The 25,675-nt window shown below is 66.5% G+C and carries 24 protein-coding genes; 9 read left to right on the top strand and 15 right to left on the bottom strand.

Going from position 1 to position 25,675, the window contains the following annotated elements:
* The first annotated feature begins 17 nt into the window (after positions 1-17).
* Positions 18-557 (top strand): hypothetical protein, encoded by a 540-nt coding sequence (locus RPB_RS01375; protein ID WP_011439174.1) that lies wholly within the window; start codon positions 18-20, stop codon positions 555-557.
* 35 nt (positions 558-592) lie between these two features.
* Here the strand turns inward: RPB_RS01375 and RPB_RS01370 are convergent, their stop codons facing one another.
* Together RPB_RS01370 and RPB_RS01365 are read right to left on the bottom strand one after the other, a co-directional pair.
* Positions 593-1,183, bottom strand: a complete 591-nt coding sequence (locus RPB_RS01370) for a DUF4337 domain-containing protein (RefSeq protein ID WP_011439173.1) — start codon at positions 1,181-1,183, stop codon at positions 593-595.
* 129 nt (positions 1,184-1,312) lie between these two features.
* On the bottom strand, positions 1,313-2,266 hold the full coding sequence (locus RPB_RS01365; protein WP_157038762.1) for a tyrosine recombinase XerC: 954 nt from the start codon (positions 2,264-2,266) through the stop codon (positions 1,313-1,315).
* A 219-nt stretch (positions 2,267-2,485) separates the two neighbouring features.
* Between RPB_RS01365 and RPB_RS01360 the strand changes: the two genes are divergently transcribed.
* On the top strand, positions 2,486-4,693 hold the full coding sequence (locus RPB_RS01360) for a primosomal protein N' (protein ID WP_011439171.1): 2,208 nt from the start codon (positions 2,486-2,488) through the stop codon (positions 4,691-4,693).
* Between the two features lie 151 nt (positions 4,694-4,844).
* On the opposite strand, the gene RPB_RS01355 is transcribed toward RPB_RS01360, so the two are convergent.
* Complete coding sequence (locus RPB_RS01355) at positions 4,845-5,327, bottom strand: septal ring lytic transglycosylase RlpA family protein (RefSeq protein ID WP_011439170.1); 483 nt, start codon at positions 5,325-5,327, stop codon at positions 4,845-4,847.
* Positions 5,328-5,949: 622 nt separating this feature from the next.
* Between RPB_RS01355 and RPB_RS01350 the strand changes: the two genes are divergently transcribed.
* The 5 genes from RPB_RS01350 (at position 5,950) to RPB_RS01330 (ending at position 11,097) form a co-directional block, all read left to right on the top strand.
* The gene (locus RPB_RS01350; RefSeq protein WP_011439169.1) at positions 5,950-6,510 is read left to right on the top strand and encodes a F0F1 ATP synthase subunit delta; all 561 of its coding nucleotides are present in this window, start codon (positions 5,950-5,952) and stop codon (positions 6,508-6,510) included.
* Complete coding sequence (gene atpA, locus RPB_RS01345; RefSeq protein ID WP_011439168.1) at positions 6,510-8,042, top strand: F0F1 ATP synthase subunit alpha; 1,533 nt, start codon at positions 6,510-6,512, stop codon at positions 8,040-8,042. Before RPB_RS01350 ends, atpA begins: the two co-directional genes overlap by 1 nt.
* A 141-nt stretch (positions 8,043-8,183) precedes the next feature.
* Positions 8,184-9,059 carry a F0F1 ATP synthase subunit gamma gene (locus tag RPB_RS01340; protein ID WP_011439167.1) on the top strand — a complete coding sequence of 292 codons (876 nt, stop codon included), beginning with the start codon at positions 8,184-8,186 and terminating at the stop codon, positions 9,057-9,059.
* Between the two features lie 70 nt (positions 9,060-9,129).
* A complete protein-coding gene (atpD, locus tag RPB_RS01335) occupies positions 9,130-10,560 on the top strand; it encodes a F0F1 ATP synthase subunit beta (protein ID WP_011439166.1) in 1,431 nt (476 codons plus the stop codon).
* Between the two features lie 129 nt (positions 10,561-10,689).
* Entirely contained in the window at positions 10,690-11,097 is a 408-nt protein-coding gene (locus tag RPB_RS01330) for a F0F1 ATP synthase subunit epsilon (protein ID WP_041797853.1), read from the top strand.
* A 183-nt stretch (positions 11,098-11,280) separates the two neighbouring features.
* On the opposite strand, the gene RPB_RS01325 is transcribed toward RPB_RS01330, so the two are convergent.
* Both RPB_RS01325 and RPB_RS01320 read right to left on the bottom strand, forming a co-directional pair.
* Entirely contained in the window at positions 11,281-11,775 is a 495-nt protein-coding gene (locus tag RPB_RS01325; RefSeq protein ID WP_011439164.1) for an RNA pyrophosphohydrolase, read from the bottom strand.
* Between the two features lie 23 nt (positions 11,776-11,798).
* On the bottom strand, positions 11,799-12,746 hold the full coding sequence (locus RPB_RS01320; RefSeq protein WP_041798496.1) for a UDP-glucuronic acid decarboxylase family protein: 948 nt from the start codon (positions 12,744-12,746) through the stop codon (positions 11,799-11,801).
* 221 nt (positions 12,747-12,967) lie between these two features.
* On the opposite strand from RPB_RS01320, the gene RPB_RS01315 reads away from it, so the two are divergent.
* A complete protein-coding gene (locus tag RPB_RS01315; RefSeq protein ID WP_011439162.1) occupies positions 12,968-14,038 on the top strand; it encodes a glycosyltransferase in 1,071 nt (356 codons plus the stop codon).
* 118 nt (positions 14,039-14,156) lie between these two features.
* On the opposite strand, the gene RPB_RS01310 is transcribed toward RPB_RS01315, so the two are convergent.
* From RPB_RS01310 to obgE, 10 genes are all read right to left on the bottom strand, one after another.
* Positions 14,157-14,660 (bottom strand): RNA pyrophosphohydrolase, encoded by a 504-nt coding sequence (locus RPB_RS01310; protein ID WP_011439161.1) that lies wholly within the window; start codon positions 14,658-14,660, stop codon positions 14,157-14,159.
* A gap of 132 nt (positions 14,661-14,792) precedes the next feature.
* Positions 14,793-16,010, bottom strand: a complete 1,218-nt coding sequence (locus RPB_RS01305) for a divergent polysaccharide deacetylase family protein (RefSeq protein WP_011439160.1) — start codon at positions 16,008-16,010, stop codon at positions 14,793-14,795.
* Between the two features lie 147 nt (positions 16,011-16,157).
* The gene (locus RPB_RS01300; protein WP_011439159.1) at positions 16,158-17,531 is read right to left on the bottom strand and encodes a S41 family peptidase; all 1,374 of its coding nucleotides are present in this window, start codon (positions 17,529-17,531) and stop codon (positions 16,158-16,160) included.
* On the bottom strand, positions 17,528-18,913 hold the full coding sequence (locus tag RPB_RS01295; RefSeq protein ID WP_011439158.1) for a murein hydrolase activator EnvC family protein: 1,386 nt from the start codon (positions 18,911-18,913) through the stop codon (positions 17,528-17,530). Before RPB_RS01295 ends, RPB_RS01300 begins: the two co-directional genes overlap by 4 nt.
* A 19-nt stretch (positions 18,914-18,932) precedes the next feature.
* The gene (gene rlmH, locus RPB_RS01290; RefSeq protein ID WP_011439157.1) at positions 18,933-19,415 is read right to left on the bottom strand and encodes a 23S rRNA (pseudouridine(1915)-N(3))-methyltransferase RlmH; all 483 of its coding nucleotides are present in this window, start codon (positions 19,413-19,415) and stop codon (positions 18,933-18,935) included.
* A 103-nt stretch (positions 19,416-19,518) separates the two neighbouring features.
* A complete protein-coding gene (gene rsfS, locus RPB_RS01285) occupies positions 19,519-19,926 on the bottom strand; it encodes a ribosome silencing factor (RefSeq protein ID WP_011439156.1) in 408 nt (135 codons plus the stop codon).
* A gap of 217 nt (positions 19,927-20,143) precedes the next feature.
* Positions 20,144-20,773, bottom strand: a complete 630-nt coding sequence (locus RPB_RS01275) for a nicotinate-nucleotide adenylyltransferase (RefSeq protein WP_011439155.1) — start codon at positions 20,771-20,773, stop codon at positions 20,144-20,146.
* 30 nt (positions 20,774-20,803) lie between these two features.
* Positions 20,804-22,096, bottom strand: coding sequence for a glutamate-5-semialdehyde dehydrogenase (locus RPB_RS01270; RefSeq protein ID WP_011439154.1), 1,293 nt, complete (start codon positions 22,094-22,096; stop codon positions 20,804-20,806).
* Between the two features lie 152 nt (positions 22,097-22,248).
* Entirely contained in the window at positions 22,249-23,379 is a 1,131-nt protein-coding gene (gene proB / locus RPB_RS01265) for a glutamate 5-kinase (protein ID WP_011439153.1), read from the bottom strand.
* A gap of 131 nt (positions 23,380-23,510) precedes the next feature.
* Entirely contained in the window at positions 23,511-24,572 is a 1,062-nt protein-coding gene (gene obgE, locus RPB_RS01260) for a GTPase ObgE (RefSeq protein ID WP_011439152.1), read from the bottom strand.
* A gap of 183 nt (positions 24,573-24,755) precedes the next feature.
* On the opposite strand from obgE, the gene RPB_RS01255 reads away from it, so the two are divergent.
* On the top strand, positions 24,756-25,670 hold the full coding sequence (locus RPB_RS01255; RefSeq protein WP_011439151.1) for a DMT family transporter: 915 nt from the start codon (positions 24,756-24,758) through the stop codon (positions 25,668-25,670).
* Positions 25,671-25,675 lie beyond the last annotated feature (5 nt).

The following is a 25,675-nucleotide window of genomic DNA, read 5'->3' as shown; positions in this document are numbered from 1 at the left end:
GGAAACCGGACGACTCCATGAAGCGCCGCCTGCTGCAACCGCTGTGGTTCATCCTCGCCGTCCTCTTTCTGGTCGAGGCATGGCTGTGGGAGCATCTCGAGCCGTGGGTGGAGCGCATCGTCGCGGCACTCCCGCTGCGCGAGCTGAAAGCGTGGACGGCGGAGCGCGTCGCGCATCTGTCGCCGCCGCTGGCGCTGGTGGTGTTCGCGGTGCCGCTGATCCCGCTGTATCCGTTCAAGCTGTTCGCGCTGTGGCTGATGGCGACGCAGCACTTCATCGCCGGCCTTCTCGCCTTCGTGCTGGCGCAGTTCGTCGGCCTCGGGCTGATCGCCTTCATCTTCGACGTCACCAAGCCGAAGCTGATGCAGATGGCGTGGTTCGTGCGCGCCTATCAGTTCGTGCTGGCGATCAAGGCCAAGGCGCATGCGATCGTGGCGCCGGTGATGGCGGCGATCCGGGCCCGGATCAGCGCGCTGATCGGCGAAGGCGACGGCCCGATGCAGCGGCTGCTGCGCAAGGCGATGCAAGTCCGCAAGCGGATCCGCGCCTCGCGCTGAGCCTCGCGTGCCGAGGCTGCGTCACAGCGACGATGTCAGAACAGGTGCACCGCATGCGGCGCGAACAGGCCGATCGCGGTGAAAGCCAGCCCCCCCAGCGCCAGCAGTCCGGAAATCCACGCCAGCGCGATCATGCCGGTGATGATCGTCGCCGAGGCCAGCACGATGCCGATCTGGAAAGCGGCCGAGGCCAGCTCGTAGTGATGGTAGCGCGCCTGGGCGAGGTCGCGGTCGTGCTCGGCGTGCTTGGCGCGGGCGGCGAGCTGCTCGGAGCCTTCGCCGGTCTCCGGCTCGGAGCGATAGCGCTGCGCGGTCTTCTGCCATTCCTCGATCTGCTTCTGCAGTCCGGCTTTGGCGGCGTCGTCGCCGACCGTGCCCATGCTCAGGCGCGCCTGCTCGGAAACCGTCTGCACCACCGTTCGGCGGATGCTCTTGGCCTGAAAGAACGCCCACAGGTTCGAGGCCTCGACGTTCTTGGCGAGGGATTCGGTCTGGGCGGCCTTGCCGAGCGTTTCGGAGAAGGCCAGGAACAGCGCGATCACCGCAATCAGCAGTGCGATCTTTTTGTTCGAGCCTGACGCATGCTCCGCGTGTTCGGCATGCTCCATGCTTTCGTGCGCGCCCATGCCATTCTCCCGTCATCCATTCGTCATGCCCGGCACCGGCCGGGCAACTGATCATCAGATCAGGAACTTGTCAGTTGGAAGGCGTTGCGGGTCAAGCCCGGTGATCGCGTGCTAACAACTTCGGCGTCGTCACGCGCGCGGATGGGCGCTGGCGTAGACTTCCAGCAGCCGCTCGGTGTCGATGCCGGTATAAATCTGCGTGGTCGACAGCGAGGCGTGGCCGAGCAATTCCTGGATCGCGCGCAAATCGCCGCCGCGGCTCAGAAGATGCGTCGCGAAAGAGTGCCGCAGCGCGTGCGGGGTGGCCGAATCCGGCAGTCCAAGCGCGCCGCGCAGCCGCTCCATCGCCAGCTGGATGATTCGCGGGCTGAGCGGCCCGCCGCGCGCGCCGACGAACATCGGCCCGTCCGGCGGCAGCGGATGCGGGCAGGCTTTCGCGTAGTCGGCGATCTGCGCCAGCACGGCGTCGAGCACCGGCACCATCCGGGTCTTGTTGCCCTTGCCGAGTACGATCAGGGTGTCGCCCTTGCCCGGCGCCGGTACGTCGCGACGCTTCAGCCCGAGCGCTTCGGAGATGCGCAGGCCGGAGCCGTACAGCAACGCCATCACGGCGGCGTCGCGAACCAGCACCCAGGTCTCGCGATCCTCGCCGGCGCGCTCGTCGGCGTCCGCCAGCCGCTTGGCGGCGGCGATCTGGATCGGCTTCGGCAGGCTCTTCTTGATCTTCGGCGCCCGCACCGCCGACAGCGCGCCGACGCTGCCCTTGCCCTCGCGTTCGAGGAAGCGGCCGAACGAGCGCAGCCCGGCCAGCGCCCGCATCAGCGAGCGGCCGGCGATCGCATCGCCGCGCCGCGCCGCCATGAAGGCGCGCACGTCGGTTGTTTCCAGTCGCGCGAAGCGGCCGAGCGTCACCTCGCCGCCCCAATGGCCGGCGAGAAAAAACAGAAACTGGCGCAGGTCGCGCGCATAGGCCTCCAGCGTCTTGCCGGACAGCCGGCGCTCGGCGCGCAGATGCGACAGCCAGCGGGTGAATTCCGCGTTGAGATCGGCGGCGGCGCAAGGCAGGTCGATCGGAGGGGGCATGGGCTGTGATTTGGCCATGTGGTGCTTATGCCGGATGCCGACTGAAACGAGATCCTCTCCGTCATTGCGAGCAAAGCGAAGCAATCCAGAAGCGCCAGGCATGGGGCTCCTGGATTGCTTCGTCGCTTCGCTCCTCGCAATGACGCGGAGGTTGTGGCCCGATCATAGCCGATTTCCTTTCCCATTGATGAAAGGCCGCTTTAGCGGCACACCGGCGCGATGGACGACTCTCCCACCAGCCCGGCCTCGCCCTCGGCAATGCGCGTCGTCGACGTGCAGGTGCCGGTCGCGATCGATCAGGCCTATTCGTACCGGGTGCCGCGCGGGCTCGAGCTGAAGCCCGGCGACGTCGTCGCGGTGCCGCTCGGGTCGCGCGAGGTGATGGGGGTGGTCTGGGCCGAGAACGAAAATCCCGATCCGCGGCTGCACAATCGCCTCAAGGATGTTGCCGAGAAGCTCGACGTGCCGCCGCTGCGCGAGGAGCTGCGCCGGCTGGTCGACTGGGTCGCCAATTACACGCTGTCGCCGCGCGGCCAGGTGCTGCGGATGACGCTGCGGATGGGCGAACTCGGCCCGGAGCGGGTGCGGACGGGAGTCCGCCTGATCGGCCCCCCGCCGCAGCGGATGACGCCGGCGCGGCGGCGGCTGATCGAGATCCTGTCCGACGGCCTGCTGCACGGCAAATCGGACGCGGCGAAGGAGGCGGGCTGCAGCGCCGGGGTGATCGACGGGCTGGTCGACGAGGGCACGCTCAGCGTCGAGCCGATGCCGCGCGAGCCGGCGGCGCCGACGCCCGATCCGGATTTTGCGCCGGCGGATTTCTCGCCGGAGCAGGCGGCGGCGGCCGAGACGATGCGCGAACTGGTCAAGTCCGGCGGCGGCTTTCAGGCGGCGCTGCTCGACGGCGTCACCGGCTCCGGCAAGACGGAAGTGTATTTCGAGGCGGTCGCCGAAATCATCCGCCAGGGGCGGCAGACGCTGATCCTGATGCCGGAGATCGCGCTGACCGGGCAATTCCTCGACCGCTTCGCGCTGCGCTTCGGCGTCCGGCCGCTGGAATGGCATTCTGAACTCACGCCGCGCACCCGCGCCCGCAACTGGGCGGCGATCGCCGCCGGCGAGGCGCAGGTGGTGGTCGGGGCGCGTTCGGCGCTGTTCCTGCCTTACGCCGATCTCGGGCTGATCATCGTCGATGAGGAGCACGACCAGGCCTACAAGCAGGAGGACGGCGCGCATTATCACGCCCGCGACATGGCGGTGGTGCGGGCGTCGATCGCGAAAATTCCGATCGTGCTGGCCTCGGCGACGCCGTCGGTCGAGACCGAGGTCAACGCCCGCAAGGGCCGCTACAGGCGGATTCCGCTGCCGTCACGATTCGGCGGCCAGCACATGCCGCAGATCGAGGCGATCGATCTGCGCCGCGCGCCGCCGATGCGCGGGCGCTTCATCTCGCCGCCGCTGGCCGAGCAGATCGGCCACGCCATCGAACGCGGCGAACAGGCGCTGCTGTTTCTCAACCGCCGCGGCTATGCGCCGCTGACCTTGTGCCGGGCCTGCGGTCACCGCTTCGCCTGCACCATCTGCGACGCCTGGCTGGTCGATCACCGCTTCCGGCAGCGGCTGGTGTGCCACCATTGCGGCTTCTCGATGCCGCGCCCGCACCAATGCCCGCATTGCGGCGCCGAGGAATCTTTAGTCGCAGTCGGGCCCGGCGTCGAACGGCTGCAGGAGGAGGCGGCCAGCCTGTTTCCGCAGGCGCGCACCATGGTGCTGTCGAGCGACCTGATCACCTCGATCGAGGCGATGCGCAGCGAACTCAACGATATCGCCGAGGGCCGGGTCGACATCATCATCGGCACCCAGCTTGTGGCGAAAGGTCACAACTTCCCGCGGCTGAACCTGGTCGGTGTGGTCGATGCCGATCTCGGCCTGAGCAATGGCGATCCGCGCGCCGCCGAGCGCACCTTCCAATTGCTCAATCAGGTGATCGGCCGCGCCGGCCGCGATCAGGGCCGCGGCGTCGGCTTTCTGCAGACGCATCAGCCGGAGCATCCGGTGATGAAGGCGCTGGTCGCGTGCGACCGCGAGGCTTTCTATGCCAGCGAGATCGACGCCCGCGAACGCACGTTGTATCCGCCGTTCGGCCGGCTCGCGAGCCTGATCGTGTCCGCCGGCGACCGGCCGAGTGCGGAAGGCTTTGCGCGGAAGCTGGCGTCCTGCGCGCCGGTGGACGAGCGCGTCCAGGTGCTGGGACCGGCGGAAGCGCCGCTGGCGGTGATCAAAGGCCGCTATCGCTTTCGGCTGCTGGTGAAGTCGGTGCGGTCGTTCGATTTGTCGAACTACTTGCGGTCATGGCTGGCGCAAGGACCGAAGACGAAAGGAAACCTGAAGCTCGAGGTCGACGTCGATCCGCAAAGCTTCCTGTAATCTTCCTTCGCGTCGGCGGGAGCGCGCGTGTCACAAAAACGAAAGCCTGCCGTCATCGCTGACGGCAGGCTGCAGTTCGGGCTCGCGACGATCGCGGCCTAATCGATGAAGTGCTTGTCTTGATGACCGGGAAGCGAACCGCGTCCTGCGGTTACATCACTTCCGCAACGACCCGGCCGACCCCGCGGCTGGTCAGACCGATCGCGCGCGCGGCGCCGGTCGACAGGTCGAGCACACGGCCGCGAATGAACGGACCGCGATCATTGATGGTGACGACGACGCTGCGGCCGCCATGGGTGACGCGCAGCTTGGTGCCGAACGGCAGGCTGCGATGGGCCGCCGTCATCGCACTGGCGTTGAAGCGCTGGCCTGATGCGGTGCGGTTGCCGGATTCATTGCCGTAGTAGGACGCGACCCCCGAAAACGTGCGACCGCCGCCGCCCTCTGCGAGCGTGGCATTGGCGTTGCGCCAGTCGTTCTGGACGTGATGGCGCTGATGATGGTGCTTCTGCTTCGACCGCGCCGAAGCTTCGGTGATGGCTGCCCCGCTCAGCAGCACCGTTGCGGCGATCAGCGCAGCCGTGGTGCGCGGCCGGGTTACGATTCCCGGCGGAGACTTCTTAGCGTTAGTCATAAATGTAAGCCCTCAGTATTGCCACATGCGCGGCAAGTGGAACCCCCGTCCCGTTTACGATGGCAGACCGTTCGCTGCGTAATGAGGCGAGAAATTGACGAACAGCCGAATCGTTTCTCCGCTGAAACATCTTTTGACGCGATGCGCCGGATCAAAAAGTCCCGCATTGCGTTGGACGGAAAATCTGCCTAATGCTTTCGTATACATATGAATACTAAAGGAGTAAGTCTTTATAAGCGGAAGACTTGGGTTCCGTAGTCGTCGCCAAGAAATCGCGCGTCATTGCGATGCGTTCTCGCAGGTCATGAGAGGTCTCGACGGCGGCACGGCGCGGCGCTCTTTTTTGCAGCGCGGTCGCCTCGATGCGGTGCTGCGGGGCTTGCGAATTCCGTCGTGCGAAGAAGGCGCGATGAAGAATGCGACAGACCGTCTTCTCACGGCGCGTCATGTTGCGCCTGCGCGCGCGCTATGTTAGCAAAGCCGCGATTTTAAAGGCTGCCGGCTACGATCGTACCGGTCCAAAATCGAAGTCCAGCTTGAATTCCAAGGGCTTAAATCGGGGGCGCCGCGACTTGGCGACGGTTTCGACCTTGGCAATTTGACAGCACAAAAGAGCGCGTCTGTGGCATCTGAAGATCCATCGGTATCCGGAGTCTCCGGTCGTTACGCGACTGCCCTGTTTGAATTGGCGCGCGATGAAAAAGTGGTCGACGCCGTCACGGCCGACCTCGACAAATTCAAGGCCATGCTGGCGGACAGTCCAGACCTGTTGCGGCTGGTTCGCAGTCCGGTGTTCGGCGCCGAGGCGCAGGCCAAGGCGCTCGGCGCGGTGCTCGACAAAGCTGGGATCACCGGCATCAGCGCCAACTTCCTGAAGCTGCTTGCCGCCAATCGGCGCCTGTTCGTGGTCGCCGACGTGATTCGCGCCTATCGGGCGCTGGTCGCGAAGTTCAAGGGCGAGGCGACCGCCGACGTCACCGTTGCCGAGACGCTCGGCGACAAGAACCTCGAAGCGCTGAAGGCGGCGCTGAAGGCGGTGACCGGCAAGGACGTCACGCTCAACATCAACGTCGATCCGGCGATCATCGGCGGGCTTGTCGTCAAGCTCGGCAGCCGCATGGTCGACAGTTCGATCCGCACCAAACTCAATTCGATCAAGCACGCGATGAAAGAGGCAGGCTGATGGACATCCGCGCCGCGGAAATTTCCGCGATCCTCAAGGACCAGATCAAGAACTTCGGTCAGGAAGCCGAAGTCACCGAAGTCGGACAGGTGCTGTCCGTCGGCGACGGCATTGCCCGCGTCTACGGTCTGGACAACGTCCAGGCCGGTGAAATGGTCGAGTTCGAGAACGGCACGCGCGGCATGGCGCTGAACCTCGAAACCGACAATGTCGGCGTCGTGATCTTCGGCGCCGACCGCGAGATCAAGGAAGGCCAGACCGTCAAGCGCACCCGCTCGATCGTCGACACGCCGGTCGGCAAGGGCCTGCTCGGCCGCGTCGTCGACGCGCTCGGCAATCCGATCGACGGCAAGGGTCCGATCCAGGCGACCGAGCGCAAGCGCGTCGACGTCAAGGCGCCCGGCATCATTCCGCGCAAGTCGGTGAACGAGCCGATGGCGACCGGCCTCAAGGCGATCGACGCCCTGATCCCGGTCGGCCGCGGCCAGCGCGAGCTGATCATCGGCGACCGTCAGACCGGCAAGACCGCGATCGCGCTCGACACCATCCTGAACCAGAAGCCGCTCAACGTCGAAGGCGCGCCGGAAGGCCAGAAGCTGTACTGCGTCTACGTCGCGGTCGGCCAGAAGCGCTCGACTGTCGCGCAGTTCGTCAAGGTGCTGGAAGAGCAGGGCGCGCTCGAATATTCGATCGTCGTCGCCGCCACCGCCTCCGATCCGGCACCGATGCAGTACATCGCGCCGTTCACCGGCTGCACCATGGGCGAATACTTCCGCGACAACGGCATGCACGCCGTCATCATCTATGACGATCTGTCCAAGCAGGCCGTCGCCTATCGCCAGATGTCGCTGTTGCTGCGCCGCCCGCCGGGCCGCGAAGCCTATCCGGGCGACGTGTTCTATCTGCACTCCCGCCTGCTCGAGCGCGCCGCCAAGCTGAACGACGATCACGGCGCCGGCTCGCTGACCGCGCTGCCGGTGATCGAAACCCAGGCCAACGACGTCTCGGCCTACATTCCGACCAACGTGATTTCGATCACCGACGGCCAGATCTTTCTGGAAACCGATCTGTTCTTCCAGGGCATCCGCCCGGCGGTGAACGTCGGTCTGTCGGTGTCGCGCGTCGGATCGTCGGCGCAGACCAAGGCGATGAAGAAGGTCGCCGGCAAGATCAAGGGCGAGCTCGCGCAGTACCGCGAAATGGCGGCGTTCGCGCAGTTCGGCTCCGATCTCGACGCCTCGACCCAGCGCCTGCTGAACCGCGGTGCCCGCCTGACCGAACTCCTGAAGCAGCCGCAGTTCTCGCCGCTGAAGATGGAAGAGCAGGTCGTGGTGATCTACGCCGGCGTCAACGGCTATCTCGATGCGCTGCCGGTCGCCAAGGTGCGCGCCTTCGAGGACGGCCTGCTGTCGCTCCTGCGCGGCAAGGAAGTCGGCATTCTCGATGCGATCCGCACCAGCCGCGATCTCTCCGACGACACCGCCGCCAAGCTCAAGGCGGTCGTCGAGAGCTACGCCAAGACGTTCGCGTAACGTTCATGGCCGGCGACACGCCGGCCATTCACGCTTCTGGCGTGAAGCATTTCAAGTCGTGGATGCCCGGGACGAGCCCGGGCATGACGAGTGTGAGGGTCGCGGTCGGATCACTGATCGGATCGCCGGGGTGGACTGAGAATGGCTTCACTTAAAGACATGCGCGTCCGCATCGCCTCGACCAAGGCGACGCAGAAGATCACCAAGGCGATGCAGATGGTCGCCGCCTCCAAGCTGCGCCGCGCCCAGATGGCGGCGGAAGCAGCCCGGCCCTACGCCGAGAAGATGGATTCGGTGATCTCGAACATCGCCGGCGCCGCGGCGGGCTCGCCCGGCGCACCGGTGCTGCTGGCCGGCACCGGCAAGGACCAGGTGCATCTCTTGCTGGTCTGCACCGGCGAGCGCGGCCTGTCCGGCGCGTTCAACTCCTCGATCGTCCGCCTCGCCCGCGAGCGCGCCTACGCGCTGATGAACCAAGGCAAGGAAGTCAAATTCTTCTGCGTCGGTCGCAAGGGTTACGAGCAGCTGCGCCGCACCTTCGACAAGCAGATCATCGAGAACCTCGAGCTGCGCTCGGTGCGCCAGCTCGGCTTCGTCAACGCCGAGGACATCGCCAAGAAGGTGATCGCCCGCTTCAACGCCGGCGAGTTCGACGTCTGCACGCTGTTCTATTCGCGCTTCAAGTCGGTGATCTCGCAGATCCCGACCGCGCAGCAATTGATCCCGCTGGTGGTCGAGGCGCCGGCCGCGGGTTCCGTCGCGACCTCCTACGAATACGAGCCGGAAGAGGACGAGATCCTCTCGACGCTGCTGCCGCGCAACCTCGCGGTCCAGATCTTCCGCGCGCTGCTGGAGAACAACGCGTCGTTCTACGGCGCCCAGATGAGCGCGATGGACAACGCCACCCGCAACGCCGGCGACATGATCAGGAAGCAGACGCTGATCTACAACCGGACCCGGCAGGCGATGATCACCAAGGAACTGATCGAGATCATCTCGGGCGCCGAGGCGATCTGACGACACGACTTCAGGCTTACATCCGGTCGACGACCGCGATTTGGATTTCGGACTTCAGGGAGAGAGTTTAATGGCTACACCCGCCAATCAGACCGGACGCATCACCCAGGTCATCGGCGCCGTCGTCGACGTGCAGTTCGAAGGCCATCTGCCGGCCATTCTGAACGCGATCGAGACCAAGAACGGCGACAACCGCCTGGTGCTCGAAGTCGCCCAGCATCTCGGCGAATCGACCGTCCGCACCATCGCGATGGACACCACCGAGGGTCTGGTCCGCGGCCAGGAAGTCACCGACACCGGCAACCCGATCATGGTGCCGGTCGGCGTCGGCACGCTCGGCCGCATCATGAACGTGATCGGCGAGCCGGTCGACGAGCAGGGCCCGGTCGCCAATGAGGGTCTGCGTCCGATCCACGCGGAAGCCCCGACCTACACCGACCAGTCGACCGAAGCGGAAATCCTCGTCACCGGCATCAAGGTCGTCGACCTGCTGGCGCCCTACGCCAAGGGCGGCAAGATCGGCCTGTTCGGCGGCGCCGGCGTCGGCAAGACCGTGCTGATCCAGGAACTGATCAATAACGTCGCCAAGGCCCACGGCGGCTACTCGGTGTTCGCCGGCGTCGGCGAGCGCACCCGCGAAGGCAACGACCTCTACCACGAGTTCATCGAATCCGGCGTCAACAAGAAGGGCGGCGGCGAAGGCTCGAAATGCGCCCTCGTTTACGGCCAGATGAACGAGCCGCCGGGCGCCCGCGCCCGCGTCGCGCTGTCGGGTCTGACCGTCGCCGAGCATTTCCGCGACCAGGGCCAGGACGTGCTGTTCTTCGTCGACAACATCTTCCGCTTCACCCAGGCCGGCTCGGAAGTGTCGGCGCTGCTCGGCCGTATTCCTTCGGCGGTGGGCTATCAGCCGACGCTCGCCACCGACATGGGCGCGCTGCAGGAGCGCATCACCACCACCCATAAGGGCTCGATCACGTCGGTGCAGGCGATCTACGTGCCGGCCGACGATTTGACCGACCCGGCGCCCGCCACCTCGTTCGCGCATCTTGACGCGACCACCGTGCTCAACCGCGCGATCTCGGAAAAGGGCATCTATCCGGCGGTCGACCCGCTCGACTCGACCTCGCGCATGCTCTCCCCGCTGATCGTCGGCGAGGAGCACTACCAGACCGCCCGTATGGTCCAGCAGGTGCTGCAGAAGTACAAGTCGCTGCAGGACATCATCGCGATTCTCGGGATGGACGAACTGTCCGAAGAGGACAAGCTCGCCGTCGCCCGCGCCCGCAAGATCGAGCGCTTCCTGTCACAGCCGTTCTTCGTCGCCGAAATCTTCACCGGCTCGCCGGGCAAGTTCGTCGACCTCGCCGACACCATCAAGGGCTTCCGCGCGATCTGCGAAGGCAAGTATGATCACCTCCCGGAGGCCGCCTTCTACATGGTCGGCGCCATCGAAGAGGCGGTCGAAAAGGGCAAGAAGCTGGCCGCGGAAGCGGCCTGATCAACTAAGCCTCACCCTGAGGAGCCGGCCGTAGGCCGGCGTCTCGAAGGGTGACGAACAACTCACTCATCCTTCGAGACGCGCGCAACGGCGCGCTCCTCAGGATGAGGGCAGCGGATGAGCGCAGGCATGGCCACCTTCCACTTCGATCTGGTTTCGCCCGAAATGGTCGCCTTCTCCGGCGAGGTCGATCAGGTCGACATCCCGGGCGCCGAGGGTGATTTCGGCGTGCTCGCCGGCCACGCGCCGGTGGTGGCGGTGATCCGTCCCGGCATTCTGACGGTGACCGCCGGCGGCGCTCAGCAGAAGATCGTGGTGCTCGGCGGCATCGCCGAAGTCTCCGAGAAGGGCTTGACCGTGCTGGCCGACGTCGCCACCGCGACCGCTGATGTCGACATGCAGGACTTCGCCGAGACCATCACCACCATGGAGCAGCAGCTCCCCGGCAAGGTCGGCGACGAACTCGATCGCTCGATCGAGCGGCTGGATCACTACAAGAGCATCCAGCACCAGCTCTCCACGACAGCGATGCACTGAGCGGCGTTGCGGCCGCAGCAGGATTTCGAATGGCCGGGCATCGTCCCGGCCATTCGCTTTTCCGGTCCGATTCTCACACCTCGTCATTGCCGGGCTTGACCCGGCATCCATCTCCTTTCCGAAGAGCGATGGATGCGCGGGTCAAGCCCGCGCATGACGGTTCTTTGCGAAGGAGCGCTGCGGTTAAGTCGCGGGCAACACGAACCGCGCGAAGCTCCTTGCGACTTCGCGATAGACCTCGCGCCTGAACGGCACCACCAGGTCGGCGACGCGATCGAGCCGCTCCCAGCGCCAGGCGTCGAATTCAGGTGGCATGTCGTTGCGCACCGCGAGCGGATCGATCTCGCTGTCATTGCCGGTGAAGCGCAGCGCGAACCATTTTTGCCGTTGGCCGCGAAAATGCTCGAGCCGATGCGGCGGGCCGTCATAGGGCGGGAAGTCGTAAGCGATCCAATCGGCTTCGCCGAGCAGCTCGGCGTGCTGCACGCCGGTCTCCTCCCACAATTCGCGCATCACCGCGGTGTGCGGCTCCTCGCCTTCGTCGATGCCGCCTTGCGGCATCTGCCATTCGAGGCCGGGCAGGATGATCTCCGGGCCGTCGTCGCGGAAGCGGCGGCCGATCAGCACCCGGCCTTCGGCGTTGAACAGCGCGATTCCGACATTGCGCCGGTACGGCATCGAGTCGACCGCCGGCCGGTCGCTCACGACGCCAGCAGCTTGCGGAAGTAGGAGATGGTCTCCTTCAGCCCGTCGGCGAGTGCGACCTTCGGCTCCCAGCCGAGCGCGCTGCGGGCCAGCGCGATGTCGGGCTGGCGTTGCCTCGGATCGTCGGCGGGCAACGGCCGCGCCACGATCTTCGACGTCGAATCCGTCATCTCGATCACCAGCTCGGCCAACTGCCGAATGCTGAACTCGACCGGATTGCCGAGATTGACCGGCCCGATGAATTCATCGCCGCTCGCCATCAGCCGGCCGAAGCCGTCGAGCAGATCGGTGACGTAGCAGAACGAGCGGGTCTGGCTGCCGTCGCCGTAGATGGTGATGTCGTTGCCGGACAGTGCCTGGACGATGAAGTTCGACACCACGCGGCCGTCGTTCGGATGCATCCGCGGGCCGTAGGTGTTGAAGATCCGCGCCACCTTGATCCGCACCTTGTGCTGGCGGTGATAGTCGAAGAACAGCGTCTCGGCGGCGCGCTTGCCCTCGTCGTAGCAGGCGCGGATGCCCAGCGGATTGACGTGGCCCCAATAGCTCTCCGGCTGCGGATGCACGGTCGGGTCGCCATAGACCTCGCTGGTCGAGGCCTGGAAGATCTTGGCGCGGGTGCGCTTGGCCAACCCCAGCATGTTGATCGCGCCGTGCACGCTGGTCTTCAGCGTCTGCACCGGATCGTGCTGGTAGTGCACCGGCGAGGCCGGGCAGGCGAGATTGTAGATGTCGTCGACTTCGACATAGAGCGGAAAGGTGACGTCGTGGCGCATCACCTCGAAGCGCGGCGTGCCGACCAGATGCTCGATGTTGCGCCGCCAGCCGGTGAAGTAATTGTCGACGCACAGCACTTCGTGGCCTTCGGCCAGCAGCTTGTCGCACAGATGCGAGCCGATGAAGCCGGCGCCGCCGCTCACGAGAATTCGTCGAGAAAGTCGCATGTGCATCCCGGGCTGATCCCGCCCCGATGTCGCGACGGCCGTTGTCCGCCGCATTGAATGGCAAGAAACCCCATGCTAGGCAAGCGCCGAAACCGGCCCCGGCGGGCGCTTCCGGCGCGTGAACCACCGGCCGCGGCGGCCCGCCGGATCGCTCCGGTCAGCGCGACCCCCGAGCCCGGGCGTGCCCGTAGGCGACCTCACGCGATAGGCAATCTCGAGCGATGACCGCGCCCGTCGACCCTTCCAACGCACGGATCCTCGAGATCGGCGGCGGCTATTTCAAGCTGCAATATCCGGAGCGCACCACCTGTCTGTGGACATGGACCAAGCTCACCGACGATTTCGGCAAGCTCGACGGCTTTTCGACGCCGGACCGGATCTGGCGCGAGCTGCGCGCGGCGCGTGACGGCAAATACGATGTCGTGGTGGTCAACACGCTGCGCTATTCGCCATGGCATCCGCGCTATTGGGCGCGCGGCATCTTCTACACGCCACGCGACCCGTGGGCGGCGCTGACGCGGCAGTTCGGACCCAGCATGCTGCGCTGGCTCGACGTTCCGGTGCCGCTGGTCGCGGTCGAGATGGACGATCATTTCGGCATCGCCAAGAGCAGCGTGTTCCTGCTCGACAAGGCCAAGGCCTATTTCAAGCGCGAGCTGCCGGCCGATGCATGGCAGGTGTTGTCCGGCTCGGTGCATCCGCATCTGCCGACGCTGCGCTATCGACGCAATGAGAAATGGAAGCGCCGGATCGGGCGGCTGCAGCCGATCTCACTGCCGCAATACCGCTTCGAGTCGCGCTGGCGCGACGCGCCGTTTCCGGACAAGACCCACGATCTGTTCTTCTCCGGCGGCATCGATGGCAATTCGACGGTGCGCGCCGCCGGCCTGCCGGAGCTGGAGCAGCTGCGTGCGATGGGCGTGCGGATCGACCAGCCGACCGAGCGGCTGCCCTACGACGCTTTCATGGAACGCATGTCGCATTCCTGGCTGGCGTGGTCGCCCGAGGGCATGGGCTGGGACTGTTACCGCCACTACGAGGCGCCGATCGTGCAGGCGGTGCCGGTGATGAACAACCCGACCATCGTGCGCTACGCGCCGCTGCTGTCGGGCGTGCACGGCGTCTATTACGATATCGAACCGGGCGGACTGGTCCGCGCGGTGACCGCGGCGCTCGCCGACAAGGACAAGCTCCGCAGCATGGCGCTGACGGCGCGCGACCACGTCTTGGCGCATCACACCGTGAAGGCGCATTGCGACCATATCCTGCGGGCGGCGCTGGCGCCGGAATAAGTGCCGTCATTGTGAGGAGTCAGCGACCGAGCAATCCAGCCGCGATCCGAGAACCACGCGTTCAGTCGCCCCTGGATTGCTTCGCGACGCACGCAATGACGGCGAAGCCGGGTGATCCTCAGACCGCGATGGCGAGCTGCGAGAATTCCTTCACCACGCGCTCATAGACCGGGCGTTTGAACGGAACGATCAGGTCGGGCAGATTCAGCATCGGCTCCCAACGCCAGCTGGTGAATTCGGATTTGTGACCCGGGGGCGCAATGATGTCGATCTCGGAGTCCTGGCCGGTGAAGCGGATCGCGAACCATTTCTGGCGCTGGCCGCGATAGCGGCCTTTCCAGGCACGGCCCGCGACGGTGCGCGGGATGTCGTAGATCAGCCAGTCGGGCACCTCGGCGATCTTCTCCACCGAACGGACGTTGGTCTCCTCGTACAGCTCGCGCTTGGCGGCTTCCCAAGTGTCCTCGCCGGGATCGACGCCGCCCTGCGGCATCTGCCAGACGTGGGTGTCGTCGACATGCTCGATGCCGCCGGCGCGGCGCCCGATGAAGACGAGACCCGCCCGGTTGATCAGCATCATGCCGACGCATGTTCGATAGGGCAGGTCTTCGTAGCGCGCCATTCGGTCAGTGCCTCGTCCGTCCACGGCCTGCGGACTGTTGTGTGGTTCCAAGCGAAGCGAGCCGTTGCGTGAAGAAAACGCCTCGAAACAGCAACCCGGAGACTCGGTGCCGAATCTATCAGAACCGGGGCGCTAGGTTGATTTTGATTTCAGCATCGCCGTTGTCAATGGCACCAGCAGGATGCCGCGGCTTTCCAAGCTCTTGCTCCAGCTGACAATTCGTTCAATCGACAGCGGCAGCGCCGAGGCTGTACCGATGGCGAGGCCGCGTTCCTTGGCGAGCCCCTCGAGCCGCGCCAGCGCTTTGTCGATCTCGCCGCCGGTCGGCACGCTGTCGATGGCGAGGTCGGCGCGGGCGAATGGCATCGCCAGCGATTTGGCCAGGGCCGGCGCGACGCTGCGCGGCGCGGAGCCGTCGTCGAGGTAGCCCAATCCGCGCTTGGCGGCTTCGCGAATGATCGGCTGCATCGCCGCCTCGGTCGCGACGAAACGCGCGCCCATGAAATTCGACAGGCCGACATAGCCCTGGATCCGGCTGAGGTGCCAGTTCAGGCGATCGAGATTCTGTTCCGGCGCGCCGGAGGTCAGCAGCGTCTGCGGGCCGGGATCGTTGTCCGGATAGTCGAACGGCTCCATCGGGATCTGCAGCAGCACCTCGTGCTGCTTGGCCCGGGCCTGTTCGACAAGCTTGCCGGGATCGGCCCCGTAGGGCGTGAAGGCCAGCGTCACCGCGCGCGGCAGCTTGATCACCGCGTCGTTGGTGCGTGCGGCGCCGACGCCGAGCCCGGTGACGACGATCGCGATGGTCGGCATCCTGTCGGCCTTGGCGCGCTCCGCATCGGTCGACATCGCATAGGCCGAAAACGGCTTCAGTGCGCCGGCCATGACTGGGATCATGCCGTAGCGCGACTGCTCCAGCAGCCGCGGATTGATGCCGCCCGCCATCGCCGGTTCGGCCGGCGGCGTGTCGGCCTTGTCATCGTTCCCGGCCGAGACCACGACGTCCTGGCGGGTGCCCTTGGAGCCGTCGATGATGGTGATGGTCTTCTGCCCGGGCAGCGCCGCGTCCTTGGCGGCGGCGCGTTCGGTCTTCTCTGTCTTGGCGCCGTTCGCCTTGTCGGCCGCGGCGGCGGCTTCCTTGGCCTCGTCGGGGGTGGGCGGCTTCAGGGTGATGTGCGCGATCGGTTCGCCGCCGAGCGGATCGTCGTTGAACAGCGCAAAGCCGACGAAGGCGAGCAGGAACAGGCCGAGCAGCGTCGCGATCGCCTGCGTCACCGTGAAGGGCAAGCGGAACCGGCGCAGCCGGCTGCGCTTCTGACCCAGCGGTGTGCTCAGTTCGTCCGCGGACACTGCCGACCATCTCCCGAATCACCTGCGCGACGATACCACGTCGCGGCGCGGCGGCGGGATCGCCGGCCCGCAACCACGCGGACCTGCTCATCAAAAAGGGCGGCCCGAGAGCCGCCCTTCGCAGAGAAACCGAACAGTCGCGATCGATCAGTTCGCGGCCTTGTTGCCGGCCGGCTTGTCGATCGCCGCCTTCTCGCCGGTGACCGGCGCCGTCGGCGTAGTGGCGGTCGCCTTGATGCCGTGCAGCAGATCGGCGGCGGTCTTCAGCGCCTTGTCGTCCTTGGCCTCCGGCGGCACGTAGGACTGCGAGCCGGTCTTCTCGTCGCCGTCCTGGCCCTTCAGATGGCCGCGCAGCGAGGCCTCGCCCTTGGTGTCGGTGCGGGCCTTGAGATCGTCCGGCACGTCCTGCAGCACTTCGATGTCCGGGGTGATGCCCTTGGCCTGGATCGACTTGCCCGACGGCGTGTAGTAGCGCGCGGTGGTGAGCCGCAGCGCACCGTTTCCGCTTCCGAGCGGGATGATGGTCTGCACCGAGCCCTTGCCGAACGAACGGGTGCCGATCAGCGTCGCGCGCTTGTGGTCCTGCAACGCGCCGGCGACGATTTCCGAGGCCGAGGCCGAGCCACCGTTGATCAGCACCATCACCGGCTTGCCCTTGGTGAGGTCGCCGGCATGAGCGGAGCGGCGCTGGGTTTCCTCGGCGTTGCGGCCGCGCGTCGAGACGATCTCGCCGCGATCGAGGAAGGTGTCGGAGACCGTCACCGCTTCCTCGAGCAGGCCGCCCGGATTGTTGCGCAGGTCGAGAATGAAGCCCTTCAGCTTGTCGGCGCCGATCTGCTTGGTGAGATTGGCGATCTCCCGCTTCAGGCCCTCGGTGGTCTGCTCGTTGAAGGTGGTGATGCGGATGTAGCCGATGTCGTCGGACTCGACGCGCGCGCGCACCGACCGGACCCGGATGTTGTCGCGCACCAGCGTGACCTCGATCGGATTGTCCTGGCCCTTGCGCATGATCTTCAGCCGGATCTTGGTATTGACCGGTCCGCGCATCTTCTCGACGGCCTGGTTCAGGGTCAGACCCTGCACCGCCTCGTCGTCCAGATTGGTGATGATGTCATTGGCCATGATGCCGGCTTTCGACGCCGGGGTGTCGTCGATCGGCGACACCACCTTGATCAGGCCATCTTCCATCGTGACCTCGATGCCGAGACCGCCGAACTCGCCGCGGGTCTGCACCTGCATGTCGCGGAAGCTCTTGGCATCCATGTAGCTCGAATGCGGATCGAGCCCGGTGAGCATGCCGCTGATCGAGGATTCGATCAGCTTGCTGTCGTCGGGCTTCTCGACATAGTCGCTGCGGACCCGCTCGAACACGTCGCCGAACAAATTGAGCTGACGGTAAGTATCAGACGTCGCAGCGCGCGCGGTCGAGCCCATCAGCACCGAACGGGGCTGGGTGACGAAAAGTGTCAGCGCGGCACCGGTAACGGCGCTGAGGAGGATTACCGAAGTCTTGCGCATCATCCGCGAACCTTTTCGCCTTCATTTGCGGCCCACCATGGGCCTGGGTCGATGGGAGTGCCGTCCTTACGGAACTCGATATAGAGCACGGGCTGCGTGGCGTTCGCCGCGAGGATCGACGCGACCTGCGATGTCGATCCCATGGTTGCCACCGGCTCCCCCGTGAGCACGAATTGGCCGATGTTGACCGAAATGCGCTCCATCCCGGCGATCAGGACATGATATCCGCCACCGGCATTGAGGATCAAGAGTTGTCCGTAGGAGCGAAACGGTCCGGCATACACAACCCATCCGTCACACGGGGTTGTGACCTGCGCGCCCGGCCTCGCCGACAGCGAAATCCCGCGTTCCACCCCGCCGACCCCGTCGGGGCGGCCGAATTCGCGGATCTTGGCGCCATTGACCGGGAATGCCAGCATACCTTTGGCGGAGGCGAAAGCGACCGCCGGGCTGAGCCGGCCCGGATCCTTCAGCGCCGCCAGATTGGGTTGGCCGTTGAGCGCCACTGGGCTCCCCTTCTGGGTCGCGGCGGCGGCGGCCTTCGCGGCGCTCTTGAGGTCCTGCTCCATCTTGGCGATCAGGCCCTGCAGGCTGTCGACCTGTCGCGACAGCGAGAGCGCCCGCGCGCGCTCGGTTTCGATATCCTTTTCGACCCCGCTCTGCTTGTGCTGACGTTCGTCGATCAGCGCGGCGAGCCGGGTCTGGTCGGCGGTCATGCTGCCGCGGTCGGTGGCGAGCTGGTCGCGCTCCGCGGCGATCGTCTTGCGGACGGCGATCAGTTCGCCGAGGTCGGTGGCGAGCCGGTCGGCGCGCTCGCGCAAGTCGGGCACCACGGCGCCGAGCAGGATCGCTGTGCGAAGTGATTTCAGCGCATCTTCGGGGCGGACCAGCAGCGCCGGCGGCGCACGGCGACCGGCGCGCTGCAGCGCGGCCAGAACTTCGCCGATTTCGCCGCGGCGCTGATCGAGCGACGTGCGGATCCGGCTCTCGCGGGCGTCGAGCGGAACCAACCGCGCTTCGGCCTCGCTGATGCGGGCTTCGACCGCGCGGACCTTGGCGGCGATGTCGATCAGTTGCTGATTGAGTTTGGTGCGATCCTCACCGATCGCGGCGAGATCCGCCCTGAGCTTGTCCTGCAGCTCGGTGGCGCGTTTCTGCTGCTGGCGCGCGGCTTCGAGTTCCTGTTCGCGTTGCCGGATCAGATCGATGGTCGGCGGTGGCGCCGGCACCGCGGCCGGGACTGTCTGCGCCTGCGCCGCGACAATGGTCGCGCCCGACATCAAAACCAATCCACCGGAGACGAGGCTCGCCGAGAGCAGCGCGACCGACGGCCAGCCCGCACCCGAGGCTTGGTCCTTCGCAGCCGTGGCAAGGTGGTGTTGCATCTGATCGCTGCGGCGCTCGCTAGGCACGGTGATAAGGATGTCCCGCCAAAATCGTCGCGGCCCGGTAGATCTGCTCCAGCAGCATCACGCGGACCATCTGGTGCGGCCAAGTCGCGGCGCCGAACGACAGGCACAGCTTTGCCTTGCGCCGCAATTCAGGCAAAAGTCCGTCCGCCCCGCCGATCACGAAAATAGTACCGGGCACCGATTCGTCCCGCCAGCGGCCGAGCTGGGCCGCGAAGGCGGCGCTGTCGACGCTCTTGCCGCGTTCGTCGAGCGTCACCAGCGCCCCGCCGTCCGGAACCAGCGCCGCGATCGCGGCGGCTTCCTCCGCCATCCGCGTGGCGGCATCGCGGGCGCGGCTCTCGCTGATTTCATGGATGTCCAGGCCGCGAAAGCCGAGCTTGCGGCCGATATCGTCGAACCGGGCGCGATAGCGCTCGGCGAGTTCGCGTTCGGGGCCTTGCTTGAGTTTGCCGACGGCAATCACGGTCAGGCGCATCGGCTTGCGCTCCCCGCGCTGCGCCGTCCTGTCTCAGGCGTCGACTGAGAGACACGCACATGCATACACGCGCTCGCGGACAGCGCGGGCAAGATCTCGACGGCTACAGCGTCTTCGCCGGTTGAGGTCCCTGAGTCCACAATCGTTCGATATTGTAGAACTCGCGAACCTCCGGCCTGAACACGTGCAGCACCACGTCGCCGCAATCCATCAGCACCCAATCGCAATTGGTCAGGCCCTCGACGTGGATCTTGGTGATGCCGGCTTCCTTCAGCGCCTTCGCGACGTTTTCGGCGATCGCGCCGACATGGCGGTTCACCCGACCGCTGGCGACGACGACGTAGTCGAACATGGCCGACTTGCCACGGATATCGATGGCGATCGGCTCCTCCGCCTTCATGTCGTCGAGGCGGGAGAGGATCAGTTGCAGCGTCTCCTCGGCCGTCAACGGCGTCGCGGAGATCGCATCGGGAGTCAGCGATTCAGCGGCGGATCGCGAAGCGGCAGCCATCGAGGTGGGAGCCTTCGAGTTTGCAGTCTTCGAAGTCGCCGTCCTGGACTTGACCGCCTTCGCGGCGGCCGGCTTCGGCAGAGCCGACTTGGACAATACAGATGTGGTCAGGGACCTTTCCTTTCACTGTATCGCGCGCGCGCCGAATCCCGGCGCCTGAGAACCATACTAGGCATGTGGGGGGCGCGGTTTCAACATTCCAGACGGCGCGGCTGCTTCATTTCTTCCAACTTCCGTCGGGGTTCCGGAGCGAGGTCGACGATAGCGGCGATTTCAGGCCGGTCAGGAAGATCCATGAGGGCGGCGCCCGGTCGGCCAGCGTCGCGGCGGCATTGCCTGCGAGTCGGTAGCGCTTGAGAGTCTGGGCGGCGGGCGCGGCGAGGGCGCGGAACGTCGCCGGCGGGCGGTCGATCACCGCGATCGGCAGCGACGTCGCAATTCGCTGCCAGCGCTGCCAGCGATGGAACTGCGCCAGATTGTCGGCGCCCATGATCCAGACGAAACGTGCGCCCGGGCAGTGTCGCAGCAGATAGTCGATGGTGTCGGCGGTATAGCGGGTGCCGATCGCGGCTTCGAGGCAGCTCACCTGGATGCGTGGATCGTCGGCCATCGCCTGCGCCGCGCCGACTCGGGCGTCGAGTTCGCGCAAGGCCGTGACGTCCTTCAGCGGGTTGCCGGGCGACACCAGCCACCAGATCCGGTCGAGCTTGAGCCGGGTCAGCGCGAAGCGGCTGATCGCGCGATGCGCTTCGTGCGGCGGGTTGAAGGAGCCGCCGAGCAGGCCGATCCGCATCCCGGGGCTGTAGGCCGGAACGGCGCGGCGGGCCGCCACAGGATCGGGCGTCAATTCAGGCTCCGCGCCGGCGGGTCGGGTTGCTCACGGCCGGGTCTGCCCGGTGCCGTGAATGCGATACTTGAAGGTCGTGAGCTGCTCGGCGCCGACCGGGCCACGGGCGTGGAACTTGCCGGTGGCGATGCCGATCTCGGCACCGAAGCCGAACTCGCCGCCGTCGGCGAACTGGGTCGAGGCGTTGTGCAGCACGATCGCGGAATCGACCTCGCCGAGAAATTTCGCGGCGGTCTGCGCATCCTCGGCGACGATCGCGTCGGTGTGGTGCGAGCCGTGATCGTGGATATGCACGATCGCATCGTCGACGTCGTCGACCACCTTCGCGGCGATCACCGCGTCGAGATATTCGGTGTCCCAGTCCTGATCGGTCGCGGGCTTCACCCGCGCATCGGCGTGCTGCACGATGGCGTCGCCGCGCACTTCGCAGCCGGCGTCGATCAGCATCGCCACCAGTGGCGCGAGATGCGTATCAGCGGCAGCGCGGTCGATCAGCAGCGTCTCGGCGGCGCCGCACACGCCGGTGCGCCGCATCTTGGCGTTGAGCACGATCGACTTCGCCATGTCGAGATCGGCGCTGCGATCGATATAGACGTGGTTGACGCCTTCGAGATGCGCGAATACCGGCACGCGCGCTTCACTCTCGACCCGCGCCACCAGGCTCTTGCCGCCGCGCGGCACGATCACGTCGACAGAGCCGTTCAGCCCGCCAAGTAACAAGCCCACCGCGGCGCGATCGCGGGTCGGCACCAGCGTGATAGCGGCTTCCGGCAACCCCGCCTCGCGAAGACCCTGCACCAGACAGTCGTGGATCGCACGGCCGGAGCGAAAACTCTCCGAGCCGCCGCGCAGGATCACCGCATTGCCGGATTTCAGGCACAGCACGCCGGCATCGGCGGTGACGTTGGGGCGGCTCTCGTAGATCACCGCGACGACGCCGAGCGGCACCCGGACGCGCTCGATCGTCATGCCGTTCGGCCGCTGCCAGCTTTCGGTGACGGCGCCGACCGGATCAGGAATGCCGCGGACCACGGCGATGCCTTCGGCCATGGCTTCGACCCGCGCGGGCGTCAGCGTCAGCCGGTCGAGGAAGGCGGAATTGGCGCCCGAGGCGTTGGCGTCGGCGACGTCCTCGGCATTGGCGGCCAAAATCTTGTCGGCGCCGGCCCGGATCGCCCGCTCCATCGCCTCCAGCGCGCGGTTCTTCTGCTCCGGCGAGGCCAGCGCCAGCACCCGCGCCGCAGCGCGCGCGCGGCGTCCGAGGTCGTGCATCAGCGTCGCGAGCTCGGCGCTGCCGTCGATGGCTTTGAGCGAGGCGGTCATGGGCGGTTCGGCCTGAAAAATACCTGTCTGATCATGTAAATAGGCGGAAAATGCCGGATCGCCAAGCTGGTTGCGGAGAAACCGGGCGAATACTCGCGCGTTGACAGCAGGCGGCGCCTCGCCGACAGCAGCCCGGAATTCGCGGCCCGAGACTAGCCCGGCGCCGTTCCCACCACCAGATCGTCGCGGTGGATCATCTCGGCGCGGCCGCTGACGCCGAGGATGCTCATCACGTCGGGCGAGGAGCGGCCCTTGATCCTGTCGGCGTCGTCGGCGTCGTAGGCGACCAAGCCGCGGCCGATTTCGTGGGTGTCCGGGCCGCGCACGATCACCGCGTCGCCGCGGGCGAACTGGCCGTCGACCCGGATCACGCCGGCCGGCAGCAGGCTCTTGCCGGCGCGCAGCGCCGTCACCGCGCCGGCGTCGATCGTCAGCGTGCCCTTCGGCTCCAGAGAACCCGCGATCCAGCGTTTGCGAGCCGTCACCGGGTTCGCGGGTGTCAGGAACCAGGTGCAGGGGCCGCCGCCGGCAATGGCCTTGAGCGGATGGTCGATCTTGCCCGAAGCGATCAGCATGTGGGTGCCGGCCGAGGTCGCGATCTTGGCGGCCTCGATCTTGGTGCGCATCCCGCCGCGCGACAGCTCCGAGCCGGCCGCGCCGGCCATGCCCTCGATTTCGGCGGTGACGGAGTCGACCACCGGGATCAGCTTCGCATCCGGATTGCTGCCGGGCGGGGCGGTGTAGAGGCCGTCGATGTCGGACAGCAGGATCAGGAGATCCGCACTCGCCATGGTCGCGACCCGCGCGGCGAGGCGGTCGTTGTCGCCGTAGCGGATTTCGTTGGTGGCGACGGTGTCGTTCTCGTTGATCACCGGTACCGCGCGCCATTCCAGCAGCTTGGCGATGGTCGAGCGGGCGTTGAGATAGCGCCGCCGCTCCTCGGTGTCCTGCAGCGTCACCAGGATCTGCCCAGCGCCGATCCCATGGTGGCCCAGCACTTCCGACCAGGTCCGCGCCAGCGCGATCTGGCCGACGGCCGCGGCGGCCTGGCTTTCCTCGAGCTTCAGCGCGCCGCGCGGCAGCTTCAGTCGGCTGCGGCCGAGCGCGATCGAGCCGGAGGAGACGATCATCACGTCGCGGCCGTCGCGATGCAGCTCGGCGATGTCGGCGGCGAGCGCGGCGAGCCATGTCGCCCGGACCTCGCCGGCGCCGGAATCGATCAGCAGCGAGGAGCCGACCTTGACGACGATGCGGCGGAAATCATGGAGCTTCGGGCGGGCCATCGGGACTATCGGGCGAGACGAGGACGGGACGCATCGGCGGCGCGCCGTCGACGGGCGGGTTGGTTTTGCCGCACCGAACCGGCGGGTGCAAGCGCGCCGGGCCGGCCTTGCGCCAAAGTGGCAGGCGCCGATCAGGCGTCCTGCGGCGCCCAGGGCTCGGCGTTGGCCGCGTTGTCGGCGGCACCCTTGGCCTTGTCGGAGACCGGCGCTTCGCCGATCACGGCGGCCAGCGCGCGCAGCGCTTCCGGCACGCCCTGCCCGGTGATGCCGGAGATCAGCAGCGGCGTCTTCTTCGCCGCGCGCTTGAGCCGGTCCTTCTGCTTCTTGAGCTCGTCGGGCTCGACCGCGTCGATCTTGTTCAGCGCCACGATCTCGATCTTGTCGGCGAGCGTCTCCGCATAGGCTTCGAGTTCGCCGCGCACTGTCTTGTAGGCCTTGCCGGCGTGCTCGCAGGTGGCGTCGATCAGATGCAGCAGCACGCGACAGCGCTCGACATGGCCGAGGAAACGGTCGCCGAGGCCGGCGCCTTCATGGGCGCCCTCGATCAACCCGGGAATGTCGGCCAGCACGAATTCGCGGCCGTCGGCATTCACCACGCCGAGCTGCGGATGCAGCGTGGTGAACGGATAGTCCGCGATCTTCGGCTTGGCGGCGCTGACCTTGGAGAGAAACGTCGATTTGCCGGCGTTCGGCAGACCGACCAGGCCGGCATCCGCGATCAGCTTCAGCCGCAGCCAGATCCAGCGCTCCTCGCCGGGCAGGCCCGGATTGGCGTGGCGCGGAGCGCGGTTGGTCGAGGATTTGAAATGCGCGTTGCCGAAGCCGCCATTGCCGCCTTCGGCCAGCACGAAGCGTTCCCCGACCGTGGTGAAGTCGTGGATCAGCGTTTCCTTGTCCTCGTCGAAGATCTGGGTGCCGACCGGGACCTTCAGCACGATGGCCTTGCCGTTGGCGCCGTGGCGGTCGCTGCCCATGCCGTTGACGCCCTTCTGGGCCTTGAAGTGCTGCTGGTAGCGATAGTCGATCAGCGTGTTGAGGCCGTCGGCCGCTTCGACCACGACGTCGCCGCCGCGGCCGCCATTGCCGCCATTGGGCCCGCCGAACTCGATGAACTTCTCGCGGCGGAACGCGACGCAGCCGTTCCCGCCGTCGCCGGAGCGGATGTAAACCTTGGCTTCATCGAGGAATTTCATGCGCTATCCGTATCGTACAGGGAGGGGGCGCGGCAACAACTCGATCGCCGGAACTGCGTCGCTTTCGCCGTGCGGCGATTTGCGTGAGCCGCGGTCGGCCATCGGCCTTGCGCCGCCGCGAGGCTCCGGGCCATAAGCGCCCGCTGTCGAGCTGTTCCGGTTCGCAAGGTGCCAGAGCGAGATATGGGGTTGTTCCGGAAAATCTCCATCGGCCCTGACGAACATGGCGCGCAAGCGGCCGGCATTGTCCTGATGTTGCTGGCGATGCTGGCGTTTTCCTTTGCGGACGCAGTCGGCAAGAAGGTGGTGGCGACCTATCCGGTCGGCGAATTCCTGCTGCTGCGGGCGATTGCCGGACTGGTGCTGCTCGCGCCGCTGATCTGGCGGCAGCGCGCGGCCTTCATCCGGCTGGAGCGGCCGGGGCTGCAACTGGCGCGGATGCTGGTCTCGGCGTTCGAGGTCGCGGCGTTCTTCCTCGCCACGGTGTATCTGCCGCTCGCCGATGTCATCACGTTCTATCTGGCGTCGGCGCTGTTCGTGTCGGTCGGGGCCGCCTTGTTTCTCGGCGAGACGATCGACCGGGCGCGGGCGATCGCAATCCTGGTCGGCTTTGCCGGCGTGCTGATCGCATTGCAGCCGTCGCCGCAAACCATGAGCTGGCCGGCGCTGATCGCGATCCTCGCCAGCGTGCTGTTCGCGGCGCTGATGCTGATCACCCGGTTTCTGCGGCGCACGCCGGAGATCGCGCTGGCGACGCAGCAATTCATCGGCACCGCACTGCTCGGCTCGGTGCTGCTGGCGCCGTCCGGCTGGATTGCGCCGCCGCCGGCCGACTGGATCTGGTTCGTGCTCGCGGGTGTCGGCTCGGCCGCGGGGCTGTTGTGCGTCAACCGCTCGCTGCGGTTGGCGCCCGCGAGCGTCGTGGTGCCGTATCAATATACGATGATCATCTTCGCCGCGGCGCTCGGCTGGCTGTTCTTCGGCGACGTCCCGACGCTGTCGACGCTGGTCGGCGTCGTCGTTATCGTCGGCGCGGGCCTGTATCTCGCGCTGCGCGACCGCAAGACGGCGGACGAGGCGCCGCCGCAAACGAACTGACGCCC

It is taken from the genome of Rhodopseudomonas palustris HaA2, from assembly GCF_000013365.1.
Taxonomy (GTDB): domain Bacteria; phylum Pseudomonadota; class Alphaproteobacteria; order Rhizobiales; family Xanthobacteraceae; genus Rhodopseudomonas; species Rhodopseudomonas palustris_J.
Note: the sequence above shows the minus strand (reverse complement) of the source record. Positions and strands in the feature narration are given on the sequence as shown.